Below are 25023 nucleotides of genomic sequence, written 5' to 3'. Positions count from 1 at the left end.
CGGCAACGGCGAAGGTTCGCTCTGCCGCTCGCAGGTAGGGGCGGCTGTCCGCCCGACCAGGGGCCGGGCCGCCCTCCGGCGTGAAACCCCGGGCGGGGACGTTACTCGAGCCGGACCACGACGCTGTCGCTGGCGCCCGTGGCGTCCATCACGGAGATCCGCGCGAAGCCGGCACCGTCCGGAGCCCAAGCCGATTGTCGGCGCGCGCCCCCCGCCACCGGCAGGCCGTCGACCATCCAGGTCAGGGGCGGCACGCCGCCCAGCGCCTTCAGGGCGAGACGCGCCGACGATGCGGGATCGGGCTCCGACAGGCCCAGATCGATGCGGGCGCCGTCTGGCGGGTAGGCGATCTTCAGGGCGCCCCCCAGCGCCGCCGACAGGGTCTTGGGGATGTCGCGCCGGATGTGGCGTAGCGGCGGCGGCAGGCCGGCCGTGGTGGTCACCAGGGCGTCGCGCGGCATCGGCACGGAGTCGGGCTCGCCGCCGAAACGGGCGAAGGCATCGAACAGGATCGGGGCCGCCACCACCCGGCCGACGAGGCCCGGCACGGCATTGCCGTCCGGCCGTCCGACCCAGACCGCGAGGGTGATGCGCCGGTCGAACCCCACCGCCAGGGCATCCCGGTAGCCGTAGGAGGTGCCCGTCTTGTAGGCGAACCGGCCCGCCAGGGCATTCTCGGGCGGCGGCGCACCCCGAAGGATGTCGGCGACGTACCAGGCAGCGACGGCGTCCGTGATGCGGGCCTCCTGCGGCGGCGCGCCGGCCCCTCCGCCCGACGCCTCCCCGACGCGACGGGTCAGGTTCGGTACCAGCCCCTGCCGGGCGAGTCCGGAGAACAGGCGGGCGAGGTCGGTGAGGGTGATCCCGAGGCCGCCGAGCGCCACCGGCAGGCCCGGCGCGGTGTCGCGGGGCAGGTCGATGCGGGCGCCGGCGGCCCGCAGGCGGGCGATGAAGCGGGCGGGGCCGACCCCTTCCAGCAGGTCCACCGCCGGCACGTTCAGGGAGAGCTGGAGGGCGCGTCGCGCCGTCACGCTGCCCTGGTAGCCGAGGTCGAAGTTCTCGGGGGCGTAGGCCCCGGCAAAGCGCACCGGCCGGTCGTCGAGCTGCGTCTCGGGATGCGCCAGCCCGGTCTCGAAGGCGAGCGCGTAGATGAACGGCTTGAGGGCGGAGCCCGGCGAGCGAATCGCGCCCGTCATGTCGATGGCGCCGGCGCGACTCGCATCGAGGTAGCCGGGGCTGCCGACCTGGGCCAGAACCGCGCCCGTGCGGTTGTCCAGCACCAGGATGGCGGCCGAGATCCCGGGTCCCTGGGCGGCCGCGCGCTCGGCGGCCAGGGTTTCGAGGCTCGCCTGCAGGCGGCCGTCCAGGGTGAGGCGGATCGCCTGGGCACCCGGGTCGGCGGCATGGGCCGCCTCCGCCGCGTGGGCGGCGAGCATCGGGAAGGGTTTTCGCGCGGATGGCACCGGCTCGGCGCGGGCGGCCTCCGCCTCGGCCGCCGTGACGACGCCCTGAGCGGCGGCGATGGCGAGGACCCGGTCGCGGGCGCGCCGGGCCGCCTCGGGGAAGCGGTCGGGTCGCCGGGCTTCCGGCGCTTGCGGCAGAGCCACGAGGAGCGCGCTCTCGGCGAAGGTGAGCCGGGCCGGCTCGCGGCCGAAATACGCGAGGCTGGCGGCACGCAGGCCCTCGACCGGGCCGCCATAGGGAGCGAGCGCCAGGTAGAGGTCGAGCACCCCGTCCTTGCCGAGGCGACGCTCCAGCTGCACCGCCCGCACCATCTGGCGCAGCTTGGCGGCCAGGGAGCGCTGGGCCCGCGGCTCGACGAGGCGGGCCACCTGCATCGACAGGGTCGAGCCGCCCGAGACGATGCGGCCCGCCCCCAGCCATTGCCCCGCGGCCCGGAGGGTCGCCGTCGGATCGACGCCTGGATGGCTCGCGAAGCGCCGGTCCTCGTAGGCCGTGAGCATGGCGCGGAAGCGCGGATCGACCTGGGACCCGGTCACCGGCAGACGCCAGCGCCCGTCGGCGGTGGCGAAGGGGCGCAGCAGCCGCCCGTCGCGGTCGAGCACCACCGTCGAGCGGAGCCCGGCCGGGATCAGGTCGAGGGGCGGCAGGGTTTGGATGAAGTGCCAGAGGGCGAGGGTCGGGCCGAGACCGACAACGGCAAGGGCTGCGAGCGCGAGGCGCCGAAGTCCCCGCCCCGTTCCGGGGGCACTCGGAGTTTCACGGTCACGCGCACCGCGTCCCCCCCTCCACGAGGGGGACGCGGTGCGCCATGCCGTGCGCGCCCGATCGGACCGGAGAGGAGGGTCGCGGCCCGTATCCACGGCCCTACTTCGCGCTCACCGTCATCGAACCGAACCCCGTACGCCCGAAGCGCTCCGGCCGGTACATGTCCTCGATGGTGGCGGCCGGGTGAACGTAGGTGCCGGGCGAGACCGCCCGCACGGTGTAGGCGACCCGGAAGAAGGCCGATTGCTCGGGGGTGCGCTCGTAGGCGGCCACGAAGCGGTCGTCGCGGAACTCGGTGTGCACCGGCGCCACGTCGGACTTGGCGAAGGCGAGACCGGTGAGCGCATCGGCATCGAGGAGCTTCGGGTTGTCGATCTCCAGGCCGGCGGGCAGCCGGTCGACCAGGAGGAGGCGACCGGCGCTGGCCTTGGCCTCGGTCACGGTGAGCACCACCACGAGACGGTCGTTCTGGTGGATTCCTTGCGCGAGATCCACCGGGGCGCCGTCGAGACGGTGATAGCGTCGCTCGATGGTGTAGCCGCGCGCCTCGGCCGGCTCGGGAGCGATCGGATTGCCGCTGACGCTGACCACCGCCTGCACGGGCTGGGTGCCGGCATTGACCAGGGTGACGGGTTTCCCCTCCAGGGCGGCGGCGCGGTAGCGGCGCGCCAGAGCACCGCTCTGCGGTTTACCGTCCAGGGTGAAGCGAAGGTTGTCGGAATCCGCGCTCAAGCCCTCGGCGGCCAGCACCATCCAGGCCTCCTCCTGCGTGCTGGTCGGCCGGCCGGCGGCCCGCTCGGCCGCGATGATGGCACCGAGCGGCTGGACGCTGTCGCGGGCAAGCCCCGTCTCGGCGGCCAGCGCCAGCAAGCCCGCGCTGTCGCGCAGGCGCGAGCCGTAATCCGGCCGGTAGGCCGAGGTCGTGGAAGCCGCCTCCCGGAAACCGGCCAGCGCCGAGGCGAAGGCTTTCGCCGCCCGGCCCCGGTCCCCCAACAACGCCAGGGCCGCCGCGATCTGTCCGCGCGCGAGGGGCGTCGCGAACGCGGCCAGCTTGGTGTCGACGAGGTAGCGCAGGTCGCCCATCACCGGGCGGCCGTTGCGGGCGAGCACGTAGGCGGCGTAGGCGATGTCCATGCCGCCGTCGCCGACCTCGGTGGTGTTGGCCACCGCGTTGCGCAGGCGGTCGAGGGCATTGGCGAAGGCGGTCTGGGGCACGGCGAACCCGCGCTCCCGGGCCCGGGTCAGGAAGTCGGTGACGTAGGCGTTGAGCCAGGTGTCGCTGGCGCCATCCGTGGACCACAGGCCGAAATCGCCGGCCGCGTTCTGGCGGCCGAGCACCCGCTCGATCGCCTGGCGCACGCGCTCGTCGGCCTTGTCGAGGCCGAGCGGATCCTGACCGAGCTGATCTTGAGCCGCGAGGCGGTGGACGTAGAGGAGCGGCATCGCCCGGCTCACCGTCTGCTCGGAGCAGCCGTAGGGATAGCGGTCGAGGGACTGGAGGAGCGCCGGCACGTCGATGCCGGCGAGATTCGAGGCGGAGAGCGAGACCGTGCCGGTGCCGGGCAGGATGTCGGCCAGGAGCTCGTCGGAGAGGTGCAACGCCGCGCCGGGTTCGAGGGTCTCCACGGAGCGGCGGGCGAGCGCCCCCGTGCCGGGACCGATGGTCAGGGCGAAACTCTGGCCGACGCCCTCGGGCAGTCCGGGGCCGCTGAGCGTGAGGTCGATCCGCGACGGGCCCGGCCCGGCAGCGGTGATGGGAATGACGAGGCCCCCCCTGGCGCCCGCCTCCAGCCGCAGGGTCTTGTGCAGGGCCTCGGCACCGACCAGCACGGAGCCGGTCAGGTCGAGATCCACGGTGTAGTCGCCGGCCGGCCCCTCGACATTGTCGATGGCGACGTGGACGCGCGAGCGATCGCCGACATTGAGGAAACGCGGCAGGGTGCCGGTGACGATCACGGGATCGCGGATGATCACGTCGGCCTGGGCGGCGCCCACCTTCGCGCGACTCCAGGCGGTGACCATCACCCGGCCGGTGCCGTTGAAGGACGACAGGGGGAAGCTGACGCTGGCACGGCCGTCGGGTCCGACGGCGATCGGCCCGGAATAGAGCGCCAGCGGCGCCTGGGTCGGCGGCGAATCGGCGAGTTCGGCTGCAGCCCCGTCGCCGCCGGAGCGGATGGCGCCGAGCGTCCCCTGCATGCCGTCGATCAGGTATCCGTAGAGGTCGCGGATCTCCGGGCCGAGGGCCTTCTGGCCGAAGAAGTAGCCGAACGGGTTCGGTGCCTCGTAGCGGGTGAGGTTGAGGATGCCGACATCCACCAGCGCGACGGTGACCCGCGCCTCCTCGCCGGCTCGCAGGCCGGCGAGCCGGATCGGCAGGGTCAGGGTCTCGCGCGGACGGACCTTCGCCGGCGCGTCGAGCGTGACGCCGAGATTGCGGCTGTCCCGGTCGACCCCGAACCACGCGACACCGAGCGCACGGCCCGGCAGGCGCTTGGCCGCCTGGTCCAGGGGCCGGTAGGCGGTGGCCACGAGGTAGGCGCCCGAGCCCCACTCGGCCTTCACGGGGATGTCGATGGTGGCACCGGCGGCCGGCACGTCGACGGTGAGGAGCGCGTGCAGCTTGTCGCTGACGACGGCCAGCGTCGCCTGTCCCTTGAACGTCGGCTGCAGCCGCGCGTGCAGCGTCTCGCCGGTGGCGTAGGCCGCCTTGTCCAGGCGCAGGTCGAGGAGGTCCGGCACGTCCGCCGTCTCGCCCCCGCTCCAGCCCACTGTGAAGGTCACGCTCGCGGTGGCGGCCGGGCGACCGGGCACGCTCGCCTCCAGCCGGTAGGTGCCGTAGCTCACTGTGGCGCTGACGCGGCCCGGCGCGGCGGGGATCAGGTCGAGACGGCCATCGGCGACGCGGCGGGTGCTGGTCACCGGCTCGTAGGACCAGCGCCCACCCTCGCGGTACCATTGATAGTTCTTCTCGACGCGCTGGAGCGTCCAGGCCACGTTCCCCTGCGCCAGGCGCCGGCCGTCGGGAGCGGCCATGACCACGTCGAAGCCGGCGACGCCGCCCTCGGTGAGGTCGCCGGCAAAGCCCTTGCGGATGGCGAGCACCGGCGCGTCGGGCAGGATCGGCAGGGTCAGGCTGCGGCTCAGCGCCCGCCCGCCGGGCTCGCCCACCTGCAGGGTGATCTTCGCCTCGACGGGGCGCGGGGCGGCGAGCGCCTGGACCGGGACGACGAGCCGGGCCCTGCCGGCCGCATCGGTGGTGGCGCGGGCGTCGATCTCCGCCGAGGCGGCCTCCACCCGCTCGTCGTCGAGGCCGACCGAGAAGCCCTCCAGGCCCTGGATCCCGCTGCCTGCCGCCTGTTGGACCAGGACGGTACCGGAAACCTCGAGCCCGGCGCCCGGCGCGCCGTAGAGGTAGCGCGCCGCCACGTCGATGGTGGCGGGCGCACCCCTGGTCAGGCTCGGCGTCGCGCTCGAGAGCGTCACGTCGAGGCGCTCGGGGACGTAATCCTCCACGAGGAAGCTCGCCTCGCCGATGGCCGGCGCCTTGGGGTCTGTGTAGGCCGCCACCCGCCAGGTGCCGTGCTGCGCGCCGGCCAGAAGGGGCAGCGCCAGGGCGCGTCCGCCGAGGCCCGCATCCGCCACCTGGGCGCGGCGGTACTCGACGCCGTCGGGACGCTTGACCACCAGGGTCAGAGGAATTTCCGGCACGGCGGCGCCCTGTGCATCGCGCAGCAGGCCGGTGAGGTTCACGGTCTCGCCCGAGCGGTAGACCCCGCGCTCGGGAAACACGTAGGCCTCGACGGCGCCGGGCTGGGGCCGGCCCTTCACGCCGCGATCCGTGAGGTCGAAGGCCGACTGGCCGAGATCAAGGAAGCCGTAATCGTCGCCGATCTGCGCCACCACGAGGCCCGGTGCGGTGCCCCCCTCCCCGCGGGCGAGGCCCGACGCGAAGGCGGCGTGGCCTTGGCCGTCGGTCTTCGCCGTGGCCAGGACCTCGTTGTTGCGCGCCACCAGCCGGATCTCGGCACCGGTCAGCACGTCGGCCGAGGCCAGCGAGCGGGCGAAGACGTGGACGCCGTCGCGGCCCTTGAAGGCGGTGAGGCCGAGATCCGAGACCACGAACCATTGCGTCGCCTGCTGCTCGTAGCCGCCCTCCTCGTCGGTGGACGCCGTGGCTCCCGCGGGTTGGGCCACCATGATGTAGATGCCGGCTTCCAGCTTGCCGACCGCCTGGAGCACCGGGAAGGCGGTGACGGCCTCCTGGTTCAGCTCGGCCTTGGCCGTGTCGAGGACGCCCTTCCAGACGCGCCGACCCTTCTGGTCGGCGATGGTCCGCGCCGTCGTCCCGTTGAGCTGGGACAGGAAGTCCTCGGCCCGCAGCGACGGCAGCAGCCCCCGGTCACCGACGCGCAAGACCTCAACGTCGATCTTGGCCGCGTTGATCGAAACCAGAGGCACGCCGGCCTGACCGGTGCGGGGCAGGACGTAGTTGCGCCCGGTAAAGCGGACCTGGGGCGAGCGGTCCCGGACATAGACCTCGTAATCGGATGCCTTGAGCAGGGTCTCCCCAGCGCCGGAGGGCAGCCCGGAGCGGACCACGAAGGCGTAGCGCTCGCCGTGCTTGAGCCCGTCGACGCAGATCTGCTGGCCGGTGCCGGTGACGGCGGCGTTGGCTGCGCCGGAGACGGCGATGAAGGGCGTGAAGTCGGTCTTGGCCGCGACGCCTTCCGAGAACTGGAAGCAGACGCGCGGCGCGGCAGCGTCCGAATCGACGGTGTAGTTGAGGATGCGGAAGCCGTGCTCGGCGCGAAGGCCCTCGTAGGTCGCACGCACGTCCGCGTCGTCGGCGAGCGCCAGGCTGGCGCGGTAGGCCTCGAGCGACGGGCGCCACTCCGATTCGGCGGCATAGACCTCGCCCAGCGTCGCGAGCGCCTCGGCCTCGACCGCTCCGGCACTCGCCCGCAGATAGCCCTGGTAGGCAGCGGCCCGCGCGTTGCGGCGCAGGCGCAGACGGCCTGCGTAGTCACCGGTCTGCTCGTCGCTGCCGACCGCGCTGGCGGCGCGCGCATAGGCCAGCCAGTTCGCCGGCTCGCCGGGTTCGCTCGCCACGGCGAGGCCGAGGGGCTTCAGGGCATCCGCCGGCTTCTCGGCTTCCACCAGGGCCTCGCCCTCGGCCCGCGCCTTCGCGGCGGATCGGGTATCGGGCCGGGGATTCCCCACCTCGGCCTTCAGGGTCGCTTCGAGGCGGACACCGTCGCTGGCGAGGTCTTCGCGCACGAAGCTCTTGGCGGCGGACGGCCTGGGCGAGACCTTGGCAGCGGGGCGCGTCGTCGGCGACTGGGCTTGCCCTTGGGCCTGCCCCTGCGCCTGGACGGGGAGGGCCAGAAGCCCGGCGATCGTGAGGACCTGCACGAGGCCAGAGAGTCCGACCACAGATCGGGGCGAGCGCCCGTATCCGGATGATCCCGCCATGCTTCCACCCCGTTCTCTGGAGGCCGGCCCGTCGCACCGGTCCCGCGCGGAACCGTAGCACTTCGCGCATCGGCCGCAACGGCCTGGAATTCGGGCGTGGGCTCTGCCACACCGGACGGGTTCTCGCGGGGGAGACGCGACTCGGCCATGATGCGACGCGATCGGACCACCCGGGGCCTGACCGGGTTCGTGCTGGCCCTGGCGGCGAGCGCGGCCTCCGCCCAGACGCCGCCGGCACCGAGCCCCGGCGCATCGAGATCCGCCATACCGAGACCCGCCATACCGATGCCGATCCCGTCGACGCCCGCCGCATCGGCGCCCGCGCGGGCGAAGCCGGCTGCGCCCGATCCCGCCTTCGAGGCGGCACGGAGCCTGTTCGAGGCCCTGCCGGAGGCCGAGCGCAAGGGGCTGCAGGACGCCCTGGTCTGGACCGGCGACTACAACAGCCTGGTCAACGGCACGTTCGGGCGGCGCAGCTACGAGGCGCTTCAGGCGCATGCCCGACGAACCGGCGGAGCGGGGCTGCCGGACGCGGCCGGACGCGCCGCCCTCCTCAAGGAGGGGGCCGCGGCGCGCGCGGCCGCCCGATTCGCCGTGAAGCCGGACCCGGCCAGCGGCGTCGTGCTGGGCGTGCCCGAGCGCATCCTGTCGAAGCGCACGCCCCAGCCCGGGGGCACCCGCTGGCAGAGCGCCGACGGGCGCATCACGCTGGAGACGAAATCCTATCCGCCCGGCGAGACCGGGCTGGAGGCGGTCTTCGCCCGCATCACCGCCCCAGGGCCCGACCGGCGGGTGACCTACAAGCTCCTGAGACCCGACTTCCTGGTGGTGACCGCGGAGACCGGAACCGGCAAATCCTACATCCGCTACGCCGCCGGCGAGGCGGGCCTGCGCGGCCTCACCCTCGGCTACGACAAGGCCCTGTCCGGGGAGGTCGACCGCCTCGCCATCGCCATCGCCAACAGCTTCGTGCCCTTCCCCGAAACGGCCCCCGCCTCGGCACCGGCTCCGGCCGCGACGGCCGTTCCGTCATCGAGCCTGCCGCCCGTCGCAGGCAGCCGGCCGGCCCCAGTCGCGACGGGCCTGGTCGTGGCGCCGGGACGGGTGCTTACCAGCGCAGCGGCGCTGGTGGACTGCCGGGCACCGGTGGTCGCGGGCCTGCCGACGCGGGCGAGCCCTGGCGGCACCGCCGATCTGATGCTGCTGGAAACGGCTCTGCTCCCCGGCCGGACGGAACGCACGCCGGCCCTGCACGCCGGCGCCCTCGCCGAGGGCGAGGCCGTGGTGGCGTTGGCCGTCGATGCCGAGGGGGGCGTCGTGGCGGCGCCGGGCCGCTCCGAGCCGGGCGGGGCGCGCGTCGCCGCGCCGCTGCAGCCCGGCGCCGGCGGCGCTCCGGTTCTGGACCGCGCCGGTGCGCTCGCGGGCCTCGTCGCGACGGTTCCGAAACAGCCCCGCCTGATCGCGGGGGTCATGCCGCCTGCGAGCTACAGGCTCGTCCCGGCCGACGCGCTCGCGGTCTTCCTCGGCGCTGCGGGCTTGCGGACAGCGCCTGCGCCGAAGGCGGCCGGCACGCTGGGCGCAGCCGCCGCGACCCTGGTGGGCGCGGTGGTGGCCATCACGTGCCAGCCGTGAGCGGGGCCGTCAGATTCGTCCGGTGACGAGCAGCACGATCAAGATGATCACCAGCAGGCCGCCGAGACCGAAGCTCGGTCCGCGGTAAGCGCCGCCGCCGAGGAAGTTGCCGCCGCCGAGAACGATCAGGATCAGGACGATGAGGAGAATGGTGGTCAGGGTCATGGATGGGAACTCCGTCACGCGCCCAACCGGAATTGCTTGAGCTTGACCGTACAAACGTCGCCGTGGCGATTCCGTTCAACGGTCCGTGCGGCATAATCCCACGAAGGCGGGGTTTTTCGCCGGTTCGACGTCAGGCTCGCCACTCCGGCAGGGAATCCGATGCGGTTCCAAGCCAATCCGGCACCGGCAGGCCCCGCTCGGCCAAGAAGGCGGGGTTGAACAGCTTCGAGGCGTAGCGCGCGGCACCATCGCACAGGATGGTCACGATGGTGTGGCCCGGCCCGAGATCCCGGGCGAGCCGGATCGCCCCGGCGACGTTGATGCCCGACGATCCGCCGAGGCTGAGGCCCTCCTCCCGCATCAGCCGGAAGACAATATGGAGGGCTTCGGCGTCGGGAATCCGGAAGGAGACGTCCGGGGTGAAGCCCGCGAGGTTGCGGGTGATCCGGCCTTGGCCGATGCCCTCCGTGATCGAGGAGCCCTCCGCCCTCAGGGTACCGGTGGTGTAATGAGCGTGCAGTGCGGACCCCTCCGGGTCGGCGAGGCCGATCCGCACGCCGGGACGCGCCGCGCGCAGGGCCTCGGCGGTCCCCGCCAGGGTGCCGCCGGTCCCGGCCGCACAGATGAAACCATCGACCGCCCCACCGGTCGCCGCCAGGATCTCCGGGCCCGTGGTTTCCACGTGCGCCTGCCGGTTGGCGACGTTGTCGAACTGGTCGGCGAAGAAGGCGCCGCCCGGTTCGGTCTCGGCCAGGCGCTCGGCCAGGCGGCACGCGGCGTGGACGTAGTTGTTCGGGTTGGCGAACGGCACCGCCGGCACCTCGACCAGGCGGGCGCCGGCCAGGCGCAGGGTTTCCTTCTTCTCGGCCGACTGCGTCTCCGGGATCACGATGACCGTGCGGTAGCCGCGCACCGCGGCGACGAGCGCCAGCCCGATGCCGGTGTTGCCGGCCGTGCCCTCCACGATCGTGCCGCCGGGCCGGATGGCGCCCCGGGCCTCGGCGTCGCGCACGATGGAGAGCGCCGCCCGGTCCTTTACCGAGAGGCCGGGATTCAGGAACTCCGCCTTGCCCAGGATGGTGCAGCCGGTCTCCTCCGAGGCGCGCGCCAGGCGAATCAGAGGCGTGGCGCCGATGGCCGAGAGGATGTCCGGCAGAGGACGATCAGAATGGAGGATCATGCGCGGGATTCCGGGGGCGAGGCGACGGACCCGGCGCGTGTCAGGCGGCGAGGGCCCGATTCACCGTGGAACGCAGGTCGGCCAGCGAGAACGGCTTCGTCAGGACGTCGGTCACGATGGCATCGAGGCCCCGCGCGCGCTCGCGCTGGTCGGCGAAGCCGGTCATCAGCAGGATCGTGAGATTGGGAAAGTCGCGCTTGGCCGCGAGCGCCAGGGCGATCCCATCCATCAGCGGCATGCGGATGTCGGTGAGCATGAGGTCGAACGCGCCATCCGCCTCGGTCAGCCGGTCGAGCCCGTCGCTGCCGTCCGTGGCCGTGACCACGGCGTGGCCGTCGATCTCGAGGCCCCGCTTGAGGAAGCCCCGCACCGTCTCTTCGTCATCCACCAGGAGGATGCGGGCCATCGTTCGTCTGTGTCTCTCTCGGGTCCGGGCGCTCAGTCACGCAAGCGCTGAGGCGCCCTGTCAAGGGATCGTCGGACACAGCAAGCCCTTTAAGGGCCAAATCGTTTCATATTCTCTGGCGCGCCAGAGAAATTCCGCGGATCGTGGGCGGTCGCGCCTCAGGTGCCGCCGAACAGGTCGGGCTCGCGGCTGTCGTAGTCGACGAGGCCGACGAAGGGCAGCTGGCGGTAGGCATGGGCGACATCCATGCCGTAGCCGACCACGAACACGTCCGGGCAGGTGAAGCCGACGAAATCCGCGTCGATGGTCACGGCCCGCTTGCCGGGCTTCTCCAGGAGCACGGCGGTGAGCACCCGCTTGGCGCCCCGCGCCATCAGCAGGTCCTTGGCGAACACGATGGTGCGGCCGGATTCGAGGATGTCGTCCACCAGGAGGACGTCGCGTCCGCGCACCTCACTCTCCACGTCGCGCAGGATCTCGACCTGCCCCGAGGAGACCGTGGCGGTGCGGTAGCTCGACAGGTGGACGAACTCGGCCTGCGGCTCCAGCCCGACCCGGTGCAGGGCGCGCAGGAGGTCGGCGGCGAACATGAAGCTGCCCTTGAGCACAGCCACCACGAGCAGGTTCTCGGGGTTGGCGGCGGCGATGGCCGCTGCAAGTTCCTCGGTGCGCCGGGCGATGGCGGTTTCGTCGAAGAGGACGCGGACGCGTCGGGAAGCGCTGGTCATCCGCATTCCTTATCACGGGGCCGGAGCGCTGGCACCGGCCTTCGGCATGGTCTCGCCCGCCTCGGCGGCGGCAAAATGCACGCGGACCGAGCGGCCCTGCGCCGGCGGCGCCGACAGGCTCGCATGAAAGCGCGCGGTCTCGCTCTTCTCGAGCGTCGTGCGCGGGGGCGCGATGCGCCAGCGATAGAGCGGCTGGTCACGGCCGTCCCGGACCTCCACCTCGATCGGCGGCACCGTGGCCTCGGCGGCGACACCGACGAGATCGCCCTCCACCACGAGTTGGCCCTGCGCGCCCTCTCCCGGGCTCTGGAACGCCACGACGTCGCGGAATTCGACGCCGCGCAGGTTCACCGGGAAACCGACGCGGGCATAGAGCCCGGCGCTCTGGGGCATCGCCCGCACCACCGTGGCGCGTCCGAGAACGGCGAGGCCGAGTCCGCCCACCACGGCGAGCCCGAGGGCGGCCCCAGGCGACGCCAGGGGGAAGCCCGTGCGCTTCGGCTTCACGGGCTTGGCCCGCGCCCGCGGGCGCGGCGTCTCGGGCGGCGATGGAACGGGCTCGGGTTCGGCGGTCAGGGCCGATTCCCAGGCATCGAGATCGGCTTGGGCCGAGGCGCGGCTCTGCGCCGCGGCGGGGCCGAGCTCGGAGGCGGCCATCATGGCGGCGGTCATCTCGGCCTCAAGGGCGGCGGAGACGTCGTCGGGGGAGATGAACCAGGTCTCGCGGCAGGCCGCGCAGCGCACCGAGCGCCCATCCGCGCCGACGCGGTCCACGTCGATCTCGTACTCGCTGGCACAGGACGGGCAGACGATCAGCATGGCGTCCGTGGGCCTCGGATCTCGATGGACGGTTGCCGACGGGGGCAAAAAGACTCAAACGGTTCTCGGCCAACACGGTTAACCGTCCGTGAAGCGGACGGCCTATAACCCGGATGCGCGGGGCCGTCGCAAAAGGGCCGACTGTGTTGGGCAGGCTTGGTCAGGCAGGCTTGGTCAGGCAGGACCTCGGTTAGGCAGGACCTTGGGGGGATCGTGGCGGATCGGGTGAACACGCAGTCGCTCCTCTCCGGAGCCGAGGAGCCGGTGGTCCAGTTCGAGAGCGTCGGCATGCGCTACGGTCTCGGGCCGGAGGTGCTGAGCGATGTCAGCTTCCAGATCGCGCCGCGCTCGTTCCAGTTCCTCACGGGGCCGTCCGGTGCGGGCAAGACCACCCTGCTGCGCCTGATCCTCCTGTCGGTGCGCCCCACCCGCGGCCTCGTCTCGGTCTTCGGCGAGGAGGTCAGCGACATCTCCAGCGAGGCGCTGACCGGCCTGCGGCGGCGCATGGGCGTGGTCTTCCAGGATTTCCGCCTGCTCGACCACCTCACCACCTACGAGAACGTCGCGCTGCCCCTGCGTGTCCAGGGGCGCTCGGAAACGAGTTACCGGGCCGAGGTCGTGGAGCTCCTGCGCTGGGTCGGTCTCGGCGAGCGCATGCACGTGCTGCCGCCCCTGCTCTCGGGCGGAGAGAAGCAGCGGGCCGCCATCGCCCGGGCGCTCATCGCCCGGCCGGAACTGCTCCTGGCCGACGAGCCCACGGGCAACGTCGACCCCGGCCTCGGCCGCCGCCTGCTGCGATTGTTCATCGAGCTCAACCGGCTGGGCACCTCGGTGCTCATCGCCACCCACGACTTCGCCCTGATGGACCTCGTCGATGCCCGGCGCTTCGTCCTCGGCGAAGGGCGCCTGACGGTCGAGGCATGATGGACGAGACCGACACTCCGTCCCCCGCGCCGGCGCACCGTGCGCCGCCCCGCACCGACGACCGGCCACCGGTGAAGCCGCCGGCGCCGCCCGAATCGCGGACCGCCCCCCTGCCCCCGACCCTGCGCCGCAATGCTCCCCTGGTGCCGACCGACTCGGCGGCGAGCCGGGCCCTGGCCGCCGTCATCGCGATCCTGACCTTCCTCGCCGCGCTCTGCGCGGGAGCGGCCGAGATCGTGGCCTCCAGCGCCGTCCAATGGCAGGACACGGTGGCCCAGGAGGTGACGATCCAGGTGCGTCCGAGCCCCGGGCGCGACATCGATGCCGACGTCGCCCGCGCCGAGGGCCTCGCCAAGGCCACCCCCGGCATCGCCGCCGTGCGGGTGTTCTCGAAGGCCGATGCCGAGCGGCTGCTCGAGCCCTGGCTCGGCAGCGGCCTCGACCTCTCGGACCTGCCGGTGCCACGGCTCGTGACCCTGAAGCTCGCGGAGACGTCCCCGGACCTCAAGCCGCTGCGCAGTTCCCTCAGCGAAGCGCTGCCCGGGGTGGCGAGCCTCGACGACCACGCCCTCTGGCTGCGCCGGCTCTCCACGGCGGCCAACACCTTCGTGGGCGTCGGGATCGGCATCGTCCTGCTGGTGCTGGTGGCGACGGGCCTCGCCGTGGTCTTCGCGACCCGCGGCGCCATGGCGGGCAACCGGGAGGTGGTGGAGGTCCTGCACTTCGTCGGCGCCAACGACGACTTCATCGCCCGGGCCTTCCAGCGCCGGTTCTTCGGCCTCGGCCTGCGCGGCGGCATCATCGGCTCGGGGGCAGCCATCGCGGCCTTCGCGCTGGCCGGGCTTGTGGCGCGCAACTGGCGCTCCGGCCCGGCCGGCGAGGAGATTGAGGCCCTGTTCGGCACCTTCCATATCGGCTGGCGCGGCTACGCCGCCGTGCTCCTCATCGGCGTGATCGCATCGGTGGTGACCGGTATCGTCTCGCGTCTCACCGTGCGACGGTTCCTGGCCTGAGGGGCGTGGGCCGGCGACAGGCGCGCACGCCCTGTCACCGAAGCCGACGATCCCGTTAACCCTCCATGAACCTTTCCGGGCGGAGATACTTGCCTCGTGAACGCCCCAATCGGGGCTACTCTCTGGGGGAATGACGAGGCGGATGTCAGCCAGCGGCACCATGAGGCCCTCCGAGGCTTTCGGATGGGCCTGGACCGACGCCGCATCCCGCGCGCCCGCCCCGGCACGACGGCAGCCGGATTCGGCCGCTCCTGGAACCAGGGCGCGGAGTGGGCTCGGCCCGACCGCCAAGGCCACCATCGGCCTCGCGGCCACCGGCACCGTCGCACTCTTCTGCGGCTTCCTGACATTCGTGGCCTGCCTGGAGCGGGACGAGCGCGTGCCGCAGGGTCGGGCCGACGGCATCGTGGCGCTCACGGGCGGGGCGCAGCGCATCGGCGACGCCATCGACCTCCTGGCCAACGGCTATGGCCGGCGCCTGCTGATCACCGGCGTCAACGAGCGCACCAGTCGCGACGAGATCGCCCGCCTCAACCCGACGCAGCGCCACTGGATCGACTGCTGCGTCGACCTCGACTATCGGGCGCGCAACACCATCGGCAACGCCATCGAGACCCGGCGCTGGATGCGCCAGCATCGCTTCAGCACGGTGACGGTGGTGACCTCGAACTACCACATGCCCCGCACGATGGTGGAACTCGACCACGCCCTCATGGGTGCCGACCGCGTCGTGCCTCATCCGGTGATCGCGGAGGGCTTCGATGCCGACCGCTGGTGGCATCACCCCTCCTCCGCCAAGCTGCTCGCCTCGGAATACCTGAAATTCCTCGTGGCCTGGGTCCGGACCCGCTTCGAGCACGATCCGGAGCGTTCACGGGCCGCCATCCTGATCGGACGCGGCAAGCCGATCAAGATGGTCGCCGAACCGCTGCTGCTGCGCGGGCAGGAATAGGTCGAGCCCTGCCTGGAGCCCGAGGCCTCACAGCCCCTTGCACTGGCTCCGGATCATCCCGGCGAATTCCTTCTCGGACATCTGGACCTGGTTGAGACGATCCGTGCGCTCGGCCCCCGAGAGGCAGCGGCCATAGACGCTGGCCGCTCGGCGCATGGTCTCCACGTGCCGGCGCCAGACGCGACACTGGTCGGCCGCCTCGCTGCCGGCCTGTTCGAGCTGGTCGATCGCCTGTCGCTGCATGGAATTCGCCACGAGGACATCGCGGGCGCAAGCGGTATCGGTGGCGCCACGCTGTTGTGCGCGGGCAGGCGCGGCGGCGAGCAGGAGCGCGACCACCACGGGCGCGCAGGGCAGGATCCGCATGATCATGCGGCCTGCGAGGCCGAGGTGTGGGTGAGCAACGCGTAGAGGGCACTGGCGTCGCGGGCGGCGCGGATGCGCTCGAGGATGCCGGGCTCGCGCAGGAGGCGTGCGACCTGGGCCAGGGCCTTCAGGTGGTCGGCACCGGCGCCCTCGGGCGCCAGGAGCAGGAAGGCGATGTCGACGGGTTGGCCGTCGAGGGCATCGAAATCCACCGGCTTCTCCAGCCGGGCGACGAGGCCGAACAGCCGGTCGAGGCCGGGCAGCTTGCCATGCGGGATGGCGACGCCGTCGCCGATGCCGGTGGACCCCAGGCGCTCGCGCTGCAGCAGGGTCTCGAACACCTCGCGCTCGTCCAGGGCCGGAAGCTGACGCACCGCGTGCGCGCTGAGCTCCTGCAGCATCGATTTCTTCGCGCGGACACGCAGGGACGGCACCACGGAATCCGGAGAGAGGAATTCCAGCACTGGCATGAAGGACCGTCGCCCCGTCGGCGGCGGCCGATCCGGCCGCCACTCCATGAAAGGTCGGGCCACCCAGGCGGCCCTTGAACTCAATCGAGCGGGTTCAGGCTCTGTTCCCGACCCGCGCCTACGAGGCTGTCTCGGCCGGATCGACCCAGCCGATGGCCCCGTCCGTGCGGCGGTATACGACGTTGATGCGTCCGGTGCCAGCGTGAACGAACACGATGACCGGCGCGCCCGTGAGGTCGAGGGCGGTGACCGCCTCGCTGACCGAGTGGCGCTTCAGGGTCTTGGTACTCTCCGCCACCACCGGCGGGTGCGCCGCCTCCCCGTCGTCATCATCCTCGTCGAGGTCGATGGCGTCGGCCTCGCTCGGGGCGGCGAACACCGCGTAGGCCGCTTGCACCGTCGCGCCGTCATGGCCGGCCGCGCCATGGTCCTTCAGCCTGTGCTTGTAGCGCCGCAGGCGCTTTTCCAGGCGGTCCGCCGTCTGCTCGAAGCTCGCATGGGCGTCGTGGGCGGCGCCGGAGGCCTCCAGGGTCAGGCCGGAGACGAGGTGGAGCACGCAATCGGTGCGGTAGGCGGTCCCGTCCCGCCGGAGGGTGACGTGGCCGGAGCAGGTCCCGCTCATGTGGCTGTCGAGATATTTCGAGAGCGTGGCAGCCATTCGCTCCTCGACCCGCCCCCGAAGGGCTTCGCCAAGGTCCAGGCCGTGGCCCGTCACGCGCAATGACCCCATGATCCCTCCGATTTTCGTTGTGGACACGCCCTGGGTAAGGCGCAACCTGAGTTAAGGAGCCTCTCTCGGAGAAGTCAACGCGAGGCCGGGCCGAGGCCTTGTCCCGGCCGCCGATCCGTCATTCGCAGCCCGGCCCCTGGCCTCGCGCGAGCCCCTGGGGCTGCGGAAGGCGGGCCGCTGTGCATCTTGCCGGCCCGCCCCGTTCGTCGCCGAAGGGGACGCCCCGCCGAGGGGTCTCACCGCCCCGCATAGGCGAAATGCTCGCGACGGCGCTCGATCGAGGAGGGAATGCGCAGGGATTCCCGGTACTTGGCGACGGTGCGGCGTGCGATGTCGATGCCCTCGTCACGCAGGCGCTGCACCAGGGCGTCGTCGGAGAGCACGTCGCTCGGCGCCTCGCCGTCGACGAGCTGCTTGATGCGGTGGCGGACGGCCTCGGACGAATGCGAGGCGGTGCCGGCGGCGCCCGGGATCGCGGCGGTGAAGAAGTACTTCATCTCCAGCGTGCCGCGGCTGGTGCCGATCGACTTGTTCGAGGTGACCCGCGAGACGGTGGATTCATGCATGCCGATCGCCTCGGCCACGGTCTTCAGGTTGAGCGGGCGCAGGTGAGCGACGCCGTGCAGGAAGAAGGCGTCCTGCTGGCGCACGATCTCGGAGGCGACCTTGAGGATGGTGCGGGCCCGCTGCTCCAGGCTGCGGGTGAGCCAATTGGCGGTCTGCAGGCATTCCGACAGGAAGGCCTTGTCGCCCTCGGCCGCCGCGCCGCGGGAGACGCGGGCATAGTAGCTCTGATTGACCAGCACCCGCGGCAGGGCCTCGGCGTTGAGCTCCACCAGCCACGAGCCGTCGGGCGCCGCGCGCACGAACACGTCGGGGATCAGCACCTCGACGGCCCGGGTTCCGAAGGCGCGGCCGGGCTTCGGATCGAGCCGGCGCAGCTCGGCCAGCATGTCGACGAGATCCTCGTCGTCGACGCCGCAGAGCCGGCGCAGCGCCGCGAAATCGCGCTTGGCCACGAGGTCGAGGCGCGACACCAGCGCCTGCATGGCCGGATCGAACCGGTCTCGGTCGCGCAGCTGCAGGGCGAGGCACTCGGCGAGGTCGCGCGCGGCGATGCCGGCGGGCTCGAAGCTCTGGACAAGCTTCAGCACCCGGGCGACCCGGTCGAGGGAGGCGCCGAGGCGCTCGGCCACCGCGTCGATCGATTCGCGCAGGTAACCGGCATCGTCGACGGCATCGATGAGGAAGCCGCCGATCAGCCGGTCCAGGGGATCGCGGGTGGCGAGGTCGAGCTGGGCGCCGAGATGCTCGCGCAGGGAAACCTCGGCGGTGAGGCTCGCCTCGAAGTCCGGGGCCTCGCCGTCGAAGCTGCCGCCGGTATTGCCGTAGGGCGCCGGCGTCAGCGAGAGCATGTCCCCGGAAGCCGCCTCGCGGGCATGGGTCGGGTTCTCGTCCGAGAACACGTTGTCGAGGCGCGTGTCGAGGGCGCTCTCCATGTCGGCGCCGCTCGCCGTCAGCGTGGTGGCGATCCAGGGCTCGTCGCTCCCGTCGTAGTCGCCCCCCTCGCCGTCCCCGTCGCGATCGACCGAGGATTCGGAAGGTGTCTCGGCCGGCGCGCGTTCGATCTCGCTCTCGCCGTCGGCGCGCTCCAGCAACGGATTGCGCTCGAGTTCGGCATCGACGTAGGCGGCGAGGTCGAGCTGGGAGAGCTGGAGGAGCTTGATCGCCTGGAGAAGCTGAGGCGTCATCACCAGGGCTTGGCCCTGGCGCATTTCCAGCCGTTGCAGCAGACTCATGGTTGTCGCCCCGGGTGAGTCGCACCTCGGATCAGCGGCCCACGTCGCCGTGAACCGAACCTCGGCACAAATCTTGCTTCCTGTCGTCTGCCCCCAGGTCTAACGCCAACCCGATCCCGCGTCAAAGCGTGGCGGACCAGGATTGCACGCAAATTGAGCAGGCCATGAAAGCAGCACGGGGGCGGGCACTCCCGCGGAGACCCCTGCGTCGCATCTTGGACGCTAACAAAAGCTTGGAAAATCAGCCGAAATTCCCGCATTGCACCATTGGCGTGCGGTTCGGATCGGACTGGACGCCGGCTGAAAAAATCCGTGGGCTGTGACCCGGATGCAGAGCTGACGCTGCAGGGTTCGAACGAGACCGGCCCCTAGAGGCGGAAATCCTCGCCGAGATAGAGGCGGCGGGCCTCCGGATTGGCCACGATCTCCTCGGGCGTTCCCTCGGTGAGGATGCGACCCGAATGGGCGATGTAGGCGCGATCGATGAGCCCAAGGGTCTCGCGCACGTTGTGGTCGGTGATGAGCACGCCGATCCCGCGCTGCTTCAGGTGCTTCACCAGGTCCTGGATGTCGCCGACCGCGATGGGGTCGATCCCCGCGAAGGGCTCGTCGAGAAGCATGAAGCTCGGCGAGGAAGCGAGCGCCCGGGCGATCTCGCAGCGACGGCGCTCGCCTCCGGAGAGGGCGATGGACGGCGACTTGCGCAGGCGCGCGATATCGAACTCCTCGAGCAGCGATTCGAGCTTGCGGGCGCGCTCCTTGCGGTCGGGCTCGGCCACCTCGAGAACCGCACGGATGTTGTCCTCCACGGTGAGGCCACGGAAGATCGAGGCCTCCTGGGGCAGATAGCCGATGCCGAGGCGGGCCCGCTGGTACATCGGCAGTTGGGTGATCGGCAGGCCGTCGAGGGTGATGGTCCCGCGATCGGCCGTGACGAGGCCGGTGATCATGTAGAAGATGGTGGTCTTGCCGGCGCCGTTGGGGCCGAGGAGACCGACCGCCTCGCCGTTGCGCACGGTGAGGCCGGCCTCGTGCACGACGGTGCGGGCGCCGTAGCTCTTGCGCAGGCCGCGCACGCAGAGGATGCCCGGCCCGCCGCCCTCATCGACGATGGCGGCCGCCTCGGCCGCGCGACGACGGGCGCGCCCTCCGAACAACCGCCGGAGCAGGGAGGGCGCAGGCGGCGCGCCGGCACGATCGGAGGAGCGCTCCGCCAGGGCGGGCGCCGGCGCTGCGGCACTCAATTCGTCTGGGCCCGGGTCTTGCCGGCAGGCTTCTCGGCGGAGGCTTCGGTGGGCTTGTCCGCTGCGGGCTTGTCGGCCGGCGGCTTGGCCGCGCGTCCGGCGATGGACGCCGGCGTGCAGCCCTTGCCCTTGGCCCCGTCCTCCTTCTGCGGCACGAGGAGGGCGGAGACGCGCCCGCCCGCCACTGGGTCCATGTTCGCCCGGCCGGTGTTCATGTCGTAGACGAGGCGGGAGCCGCGGGTGACGTTCTGGCACTGGCTCAGGATGACGTTGCCGGTGACCACGATGCGCTTGGCCTCCTGATCGAACACGGCGTTGTCGCCGGTGGCGATCTGGTCCTTCTGCACCACGGTCACCGGGCCGGCACATTCCACGCGCTGGATGCCGTTCTCGTTCAGGCCGGCGGCCCGCTCCGCCTGGCTGGCCGGCTCGCCGCCCGCCGCTGGCTCTTTCTTGTCCTTGCCGCGCTTGTAGCGCACCGTCATGCTGGAGCAGCGGATCGTGCTGTCGCCCTGCACGGCGACGACGTTGCCGGCGAAGACGGCCTTGTTCTCGCGGTCGAACACGTCGAGACGATCGGCGTCGATCTTGATCGGCTCCTTGCCGCCGCCGCCGAGGTTGCCCAGGGGCGAAGCGGCCTTCTCCTTGCGCGGGGCCGCGGGCGCCGTCTGTGCCGCGGCGGGCCCGGCCGCGATCACGCTCGCCAGCGCGAGCACGAGGGCCGTCAGGCACCGATGCGGGACGACGTCCTTCACCGTGGGCCGCGTCACCGGCGGCGCTCCCCGTCCTCGGGCTCGGCCGCCGTGGTCCGGATGCGCGTCGGCTTGTCGGTCAGCCCGGCGACCTGAGCCTTGTCGGCCCCGGCCTCGGACTTGTCCTGCGGATCCCCTCCCGACGGATCCCGACCGTGCAGGACCGTATGGACGTTGCCGACGAAGGAGATGACGTGGCCGCTGTCGATCACCTCCAGGGTGTCGGCCACGATGGTGCCGCTCGGCATGGAGACGGCGACGGTCTCGCTCGACCGGACGCTGCCGGCCTTGAAGTCGACGGCGGCCGTCTTCAGGCGGACCTCCTCCCCCTTGTCCGTCCAGAGCCGGATGTCGCGGTCGAGGTTCAGGGATTCGCGCGCGGAATCGAACACGCCGGAGGCGGCTTCGAGGTGGACGAGGCCGCCCTTGTCGTCGGTGTTGAGCTGGCCCTTCATGGCCTGCAATTCGATCACGCTCGGCTTGCGAACGTCCTGGAAAGCGGCGATGGCGGTGACCTCGTAGCCCCGGTCGCCCTTCCGAAAGCCGGACAGGCGGGGATTCTCCATCTTCACCCTGCTGCCCGACAGGCTGAGCTGGCCCACCGACACGTCGGGGAGGCCGGCTCCGAAGGGATTGAACAGGGTCACGACCGCGAGTGCGATGACGGCGGTTCCGGCGGCGAGGGGGATCAGCCGGCGCAGGGCGCGCACGTGGCTGCTGTGGTTGCGCGCCCGCGCATGGGCGCGGGTCCGGCGTGCATCGACGCGGCCGTCGCTCGTCTGCCCCGTCTCGATCGCCGCGCCCAGGTGCATGATCTTTCCAACATCGTGCCCCGGCGGCGTCGGCGCACGCGAGGAGCGCGCCACGGCTGGGTCGACCGCCGGATGGCCGGGGGCAGTGGCGAAGTTATGACGGGAAGCTTGAGAAAGCATCAAGCCTCCGGTTCACCCGAGGGCGGAATGGCGCAGGCGCGGGCGCGGGGATGTGCGACGGCGCACGGAGGCCGGGGACAGGAAGGCTGGCGTGACGGGGGCCCATGCGAGGGAGGCCGCCCCTAGGCATGCGCGAAGATGTCGGTGTCCGGCCAGCCGGCGAGGTCGAGCCGGGCGCGGGTCGGAAGGAAGTCGAAGCAGTTCCGCGCGAGATCCGTGCGGCCCTCCCGCTCCAGCATCGCGTCGAGCCGCGCGCGCGCGGCGTGCAGGTAGAGCACATCGGAGGCGGCGTAATCGACCTGGGCCTGGCTCAGGGTATCGGCGCCCCAATCCGAGGATTGCTGCTGCTTGGAAAGGTCGATGCCCACGAGTTCCCGGACCACGTCCTTCAGCCCGTGCCGGTCGGTGTAGGTGCGAGCCAGCTTCGAGGCCACCTTGGTGCAGTAGACCGGCGCCGGCATGACCCCGAGGCCCTGGAACAGCACCGCGAGGTCGAAGCGCGCGAAGTGGAAGATCTTCAGGGTGGCCGGATCGGCCAGCACGCGCATCAGCGTCTCGGGAGCGGGTCCGCCAGGGATGATCTGGACCACGTCGGCAGCGCCGTCGCCACGCGAGATCTGCACGACGCAGAGGCGGTCGCGATGCGGGTTGAGCCCGAGGGTCTCGGTGTCGATGGCGATGGCCGGGCCGGCGACGTAATCGGCGGGCAGGTCGCCGCGATGCAGGCGGATGGCGGGGGGCGGCGGCATGGACGGGGAGTTTTCGCGCTGGGATCGACGACGGGCCACGAACGGCGTTTCTCGTGTGATCTCCGGCGCCTATCACCCGGCACGGACCCCCGCAAGGGTGGCAGACCGCGCGGCGCGCAGGGACACCCCGCGCGCCGCGCCAGACCTTACATGTCCGTTTGGCCAGCCTCACTTCTGCTTGGCGATGACCTTGTCCTTGATGCCGTCATAGGCGTTCTGCGGGATGATCTTCTTGGACAGAAGCTCGTCCTTGCCTCGATAGGGGCGCCCCTTGATGATCGCGGCGGCGCGGGCGGCACCGATGCCCGGCAGGGCGTCGAGCTCGGCGGCGGTGGCGCTGTTGATGTCGACTAGGGCCGTCTTCGCGGCCGGCTCGACCGTCGGCGCCTTGGGCGCCGCGGGCGCGGTCGGCGCCACGGTCTTGGGAGCCGTCGAGGGCGTGGGGGCGGCCGGGCTCGGCGCCTGGGCCAGGGCGGGGCCGGCGGCGAGGCAGGTCAAAACGGCGAGGGTACGCAGCAGGGATGAGGACATGGATGTCTCCCGAAAGCATCGCCCTCCGCGTAATGCGGCGGCGAGCCTGTCCCCTGAGTAGAAGTTCCAACTTGAACCGCAGATTAAAGTCCTCGCGCGTCTCCGCGCCGGGATTGATGCCGTTCGGCGGGGAGCGAATCCTCCGCGGGTCCAGGGCGGGATCCTGGCCGGCACGGCGAGGGCCGGGGATCCTTGCCGCGCCGAGGTCCGATCCGCGCCGGACCTGTCGGCCCTGCCTCTTCGAACCTCCTGCGCGGGACGCTCTAGCCAGAACCTGCGGGTGGCGTTATAGAGCCGCCAGCGAATCTCCGTTTGACCACGGTACCGAGGCGGCCTTCCCCTGGAAGTCGCGCCCACGGTGCCTTTTTTGCCGTAGCAGGACTCTTCCGATGGCCGTTCCGAAGCGAAAGACCTCCCCCTCGCGTCGCGGCATGCGCCGCTCCGCCGACGCCCTCAAGGCCCCGACCTACGTCACCGACAAGGATTCGGGCGAGCTGCGTCGTCCCCATCACATCGATCTCAAGACCGGCATGTACCGGGGCCGCCAGGTCCTCAAGGTGAAGTCGACCGAGGCCTGAGTCCTCGCGGGGGCGCCGTACGGCCGCCCCGGACCGCACCGCACGCCCGAGATTCCGAGCCGAGGCCCCGCAGGGGCCCGGCTTTTTTCGTTGGCCGATCGCCACCATCCGAGGGTGATGTCAGCGTCCGTCAGGCGCGGCGCGCAGCCTCGGCGTAGCGCGCCGCGGCCGAGCGCGTGCGCTCGATGCGGGACGGCCGCAGGGTCGGCTCGGTGCTGACGATGAGCTGGGCCAGGAAGCCGGACAGGGGACGGGCCGGAACCGGCCGAAACCCGGACGCCTCGCTGCCGGAAATGACCACGAGGTCATGGCGCGCGATGGGAACCGCTTCAGGCGGTGCACCTCCTCGGTCGTCCCGCTCCGTCTCGGCACGCTCCATGCCCTCGCTCCCAGCGCCCGGATGGCCCGTGGGAACAGAATTGGCCCGCGTTAACGGTTCGTCAACCTTTGATCCGGCGCCTCTCGCGCAGCAAGGTTACCCGTTGAGGGTCTCGGGCGATTCCCGCACACGGGAGATTTCCACCGACGCCGCGGGCCTACTTCTTGGCCAGGTCCTCGAGGCGGGACTGCATCTCGGCCATCTGGCGCTTGAGGTCGTCGAGGTCGCTTCCGGCCGAGCCGTGCTGGACCGGGGCGGGAACGCCGGCGGACTTGCCCGCCGAGGAGGGATGCGCCCCCATGCCGGAGAGCGGGCCGGTGCCGAAGGTGGTGAACATCTTCATCGCGTCGCCGAAGAAGCTCATGTTCGCCCGGACCTGCTCCTCCATCGCACTCTGGAACGCGGTGGGCGCGAAGCTCTGCGTCATCTTCTCGCGCAGGCCCTCCTGGTCCCGGGCGAAGTTCGCCATCGAGAATTCCAGGAAGCTCGGAACCATGGTGCGCATGCTGTCACCGTAGAAGCGGATCAGCTGGCGCAGGAAAGCCACCGGCAGCAGGTTGTCCTCGCCGGCCTTGTTCTCCTGCTCGAAGATGATCTGCGTCAGCACCGACCGGGTGATGTCGTCGCCCGAGCGCGCGTCGTAGACGAGGAAGTCCTCGCCGTTCTGCACCATCGTCGCCAAGTCCTCGAGGGTGACGTAGGTCGACGTCCCGGTGTGATAGAGGCGCCGGTTGGCGTATTTCTTGATGACGGTGTGGGTGGACTTACCGTTATCCGCCATTTCTGGGGGCCTCTCCCGGCGCGTTCGTAGCCGCGCGATCTTCTTACCGCGGCGCCAAGGACCGCTGCTCGATCCCGCGCCGCACAAGTGCACCTTAAGACGTTCCCGTGCCGACGAAAACAGCAATTTATCGCCCATCCCGCGGAATACCACGCAAGGGAGCGCGTCCTGTCACGGGCGGGGCCGCAA

23 protein-coding genes are annotated in these 25023 nt (G+C 71.5%); 5 read left to right on the top strand and 18 right to left on the bottom strand.

What is annotated here, in order from left to right; genetic code table 11:
- Window positions 1-101 precede the first annotated feature (101 nt).
- The gene (gene pbpC / locus ASF18_RS12740; RefSeq protein WP_244472722.1) at window positions 102-2120 is read right to left on the bottom strand and encodes a penicillin-binding protein 1C; all 2019 of its coding nucleotides are present in this window, start codon (window positions 2118-2120) and stop codon (window positions 102-104) included.
- 208 nt (window positions 2121-2328) lie between these two features.
- Window positions 2329-7704, bottom strand: a complete 5376-nt coding sequence (locus tag ASF18_RS12735; protein ID WP_082487475.1) for an alpha-2-macroglobulin — start codon at window positions 7702-7704, stop codon at window positions 2329-2331.
- A 147-nt stretch (window positions 7705-7851) separates the two neighbouring features.
- On the opposite strand from ASF18_RS12735, the gene ASF18_RS12730 reads away from it, so the two are divergent.
- Window positions 7852-9336, top strand: coding sequence for a serine protease (locus ASF18_RS12730; RefSeq protein ID WP_244472688.1), 1485 nt, complete (start codon window positions 7852-7854; stop codon window positions 9334-9336).
- A 9-nt stretch (window positions 9337-9345) separates the two neighbouring features.
- Here ASF18_RS12730 and ASF18_RS23715 read toward each other — a convergent pair whose 3' ends face one another.
- From ASF18_RS23715 to ASF18_RS12710, 5 genes are all read right to left on the bottom strand, one after another.
- The gene (locus ASF18_RS23715) at window positions 9346-9501 is read right to left on the bottom strand and encodes a DUF3309 domain-containing protein (RefSeq protein ID WP_156389751.1); all 156 of its coding nucleotides are present in this window, start codon (window positions 9499-9501) and stop codon (window positions 9346-9348) included.
- 130 nt (window positions 9502-9631) lie between these two features.
- Window positions 9632-10681: a cysteine synthase A gene (locus tag ASF18_RS12725; RefSeq protein ID WP_056352041.1), complete on the bottom strand. Its 1050-nt coding sequence runs from the start codon at window positions 10679-10681 to the stop codon at window positions 9632-9634.
- A gap of 40 nt (window positions 10682-10721) precedes the next feature.
- Window positions 10722-11087: a response regulator gene (locus tag ASF18_RS12720; protein ID WP_055946868.1), complete on the bottom strand. Its 366-nt coding sequence runs from the start codon at window positions 11085-11087 to the stop codon at window positions 10722-10724.
- Window positions 11088-11245: 158 nt separating this feature from the next.
- Window positions 11246-11815, bottom strand: a complete 570-nt coding sequence (gene hpt, locus ASF18_RS12715) for a hypoxanthine phosphoribosyltransferase (protein ID WP_056211657.1) — start codon at window positions 11813-11815, stop codon at window positions 11246-11248.
- Between the two features lie 12 nt (window positions 11816-11827).
- Window positions 11828-12634: a zinc-ribbon domain-containing protein gene (locus ASF18_RS12710; RefSeq protein WP_056352038.1), complete on the bottom strand. Its 807-nt coding sequence runs from the start codon at window positions 12632-12634 to the stop codon at window positions 11828-11830.
- A 225-nt stretch (window positions 12635-12859) separates the two neighbouring features.
- On the opposite strand from ASF18_RS12710, the gene ftsE reads away from it, so the two are divergent.
- The 3 genes from ftsE to ASF18_RS12695 all read left to right on the top strand — a co-directional run bounded on the left by ftsE (window position 12860) and on the right by ASF18_RS12695 (window position 15523).
- Entirely contained in the window at window positions 12860-13558 is a 699-nt protein-coding gene (ftsE, locus tag ASF18_RS12705) for a cell division ATP-binding protein FtsE (protein ID WP_156394047.1), read from the top strand.
- Window positions 13558-14571, top strand: coding sequence for an ABC transporter permease (locus tag ASF18_RS12700; protein ID WP_082487473.1), 1014 nt, complete (start codon window positions 13558-13560; stop codon window positions 14569-14571). The genes ftsE and ASF18_RS12700 overlap by 1 nt, the downstream gene beginning before the upstream one ends.
- Before the next feature lie 142 nt (window positions 14572-14713).
- Window positions 14714-15523, top strand: coding sequence for a YdcF family protein (locus tag ASF18_RS12695; RefSeq protein WP_244472687.1), 810 nt, complete (start codon window positions 14714-14716; stop codon window positions 15521-15523).
- A gap of 27 nt (window positions 15524-15550) precedes the next feature.
- Here ASF18_RS12695 and ASF18_RS12690 read toward each other — a convergent pair whose 3' ends face one another.
- From ASF18_RS12690 to ASF18_RS12650, 9 genes are all read right to left on the bottom strand, one after another.
- Entirely contained in the window at window positions 15551-15889 is a 339-nt protein-coding gene (locus ASF18_RS12690) for a hypothetical protein (protein WP_056352035.1), read from the bottom strand.
- Between the two features lie 2 nt (window positions 15890-15891).
- Entirely contained in the window at window positions 15892-16359 is a 468-nt protein-coding gene (gene ptsN / locus ASF18_RS12685) for a PTS IIA-like nitrogen regulatory protein PtsN (RefSeq protein WP_055946855.1), read from the bottom strand.
- A 118-nt stretch (window positions 16360-16477) separates the two neighbouring features.
- Window positions 16478-17089 (bottom strand): ribosome-associated translation inhibitor RaiA, encoded by a 612-nt coding sequence (raiA, locus tag ASF18_RS12680; RefSeq protein ID WP_056211646.1) that lies wholly within the window; start codon window positions 17087-17089, stop codon window positions 16478-16480.
- 236 nt (window positions 17090-17325) lie between these two features.
- A complete protein-coding gene (gene rpoN, locus ASF18_RS12675; protein WP_082487469.1) occupies window positions 17326-18888 on the bottom strand; it encodes an RNA polymerase factor sigma-54 in 1563 nt (520 codons plus the stop codon).
- 368 nt (window positions 18889-19256) lie between these two features.
- Window positions 19257-20045 (bottom strand): LPS export ABC transporter ATP-binding protein, encoded by a 789-nt coding sequence (gene lptB, locus ASF18_RS12670; protein ID WP_244472721.1) that lies wholly within the window; start codon window positions 20043-20045, stop codon window positions 19257-19259.
- Window positions 20046-20128: 83 nt separating this feature from the next.
- Window positions 20129-20902: an LptA/OstA family protein gene (locus ASF18_RS12665; protein WP_244472686.1), complete on the bottom strand. Its 774-nt coding sequence runs from the start codon at window positions 20900-20902 to the stop codon at window positions 20129-20131.
- Window positions 20899-21696, bottom strand: a complete 798-nt coding sequence (locus ASF18_RS12660) for a hypothetical protein (protein WP_056211642.1) — start codon at window positions 21694-21696, stop codon at window positions 20899-20901. The genes ASF18_RS12665 and ASF18_RS12660 overlap by 4 nt, the downstream gene beginning before the upstream one ends.
- Before the next feature lie 242 nt (window positions 21697-21938).
- A complete protein-coding gene (locus tag ASF18_RS12655) occupies window positions 21939-22565 on the bottom strand; it encodes a ribonuclease D (protein ID WP_056276125.1) in 627 nt (208 codons plus the stop codon).
- 168 nt (window positions 22566-22733) lie between these two features.
- A complete protein-coding gene (locus ASF18_RS12650) occupies window positions 22734-23096 on the bottom strand; it encodes a helix-hairpin-helix domain-containing protein (RefSeq protein ID WP_056211638.1) in 363 nt (120 codons plus the stop codon).
- A 389-nt stretch (window positions 23097-23485) separates the two neighbouring features.
- Between ASF18_RS12650 and rpmF the strand changes: the two genes are divergently transcribed.
- The gene (gene rpmF / locus ASF18_RS12645) at window positions 23486-23674 is read left to right on the top strand and encodes a 50S ribosomal protein L32 (protein WP_055946842.1); all 189 of its coding nucleotides are present in this window, start codon (window positions 23486-23488) and stop codon (window positions 23672-23674) included.
- Between the two features lie 130 nt (window positions 23675-23804).
- On the opposite strand, the gene ASF18_RS12640 is transcribed toward rpmF, so the two are convergent.
- Window positions 23805-24053 (bottom strand): hypothetical protein, encoded by a 249-nt coding sequence (locus ASF18_RS12640; RefSeq protein WP_056352032.1) that lies wholly within the window; start codon window positions 24051-24053, stop codon window positions 23805-23807.
- A 157-nt stretch (window positions 24054-24210) separates the two neighbouring features.
- Entirely contained in the window at window positions 24211-24834 is a 624-nt protein-coding gene (phaR, locus tag ASF18_RS12635; RefSeq protein WP_056352029.1) for a polyhydroxyalkanoate synthesis repressor PhaR, read from the bottom strand.
- Window positions 24835-25023 lie beyond the last annotated feature (189 nt).

This window comes from Methylobacterium sp. Leaf89 (assembly GCF_001422215.1).
Classification (GTDB): domain Bacteria; phylum Pseudomonadota; class Alphaproteobacteria; order Rhizobiales; family Beijerinckiaceae; genus Methylobacterium.
The sequence above is the reverse complement of the archived record's forward strand: the minus strand, read 5'-3'. Positions and strand labels throughout refer to the sequence as shown.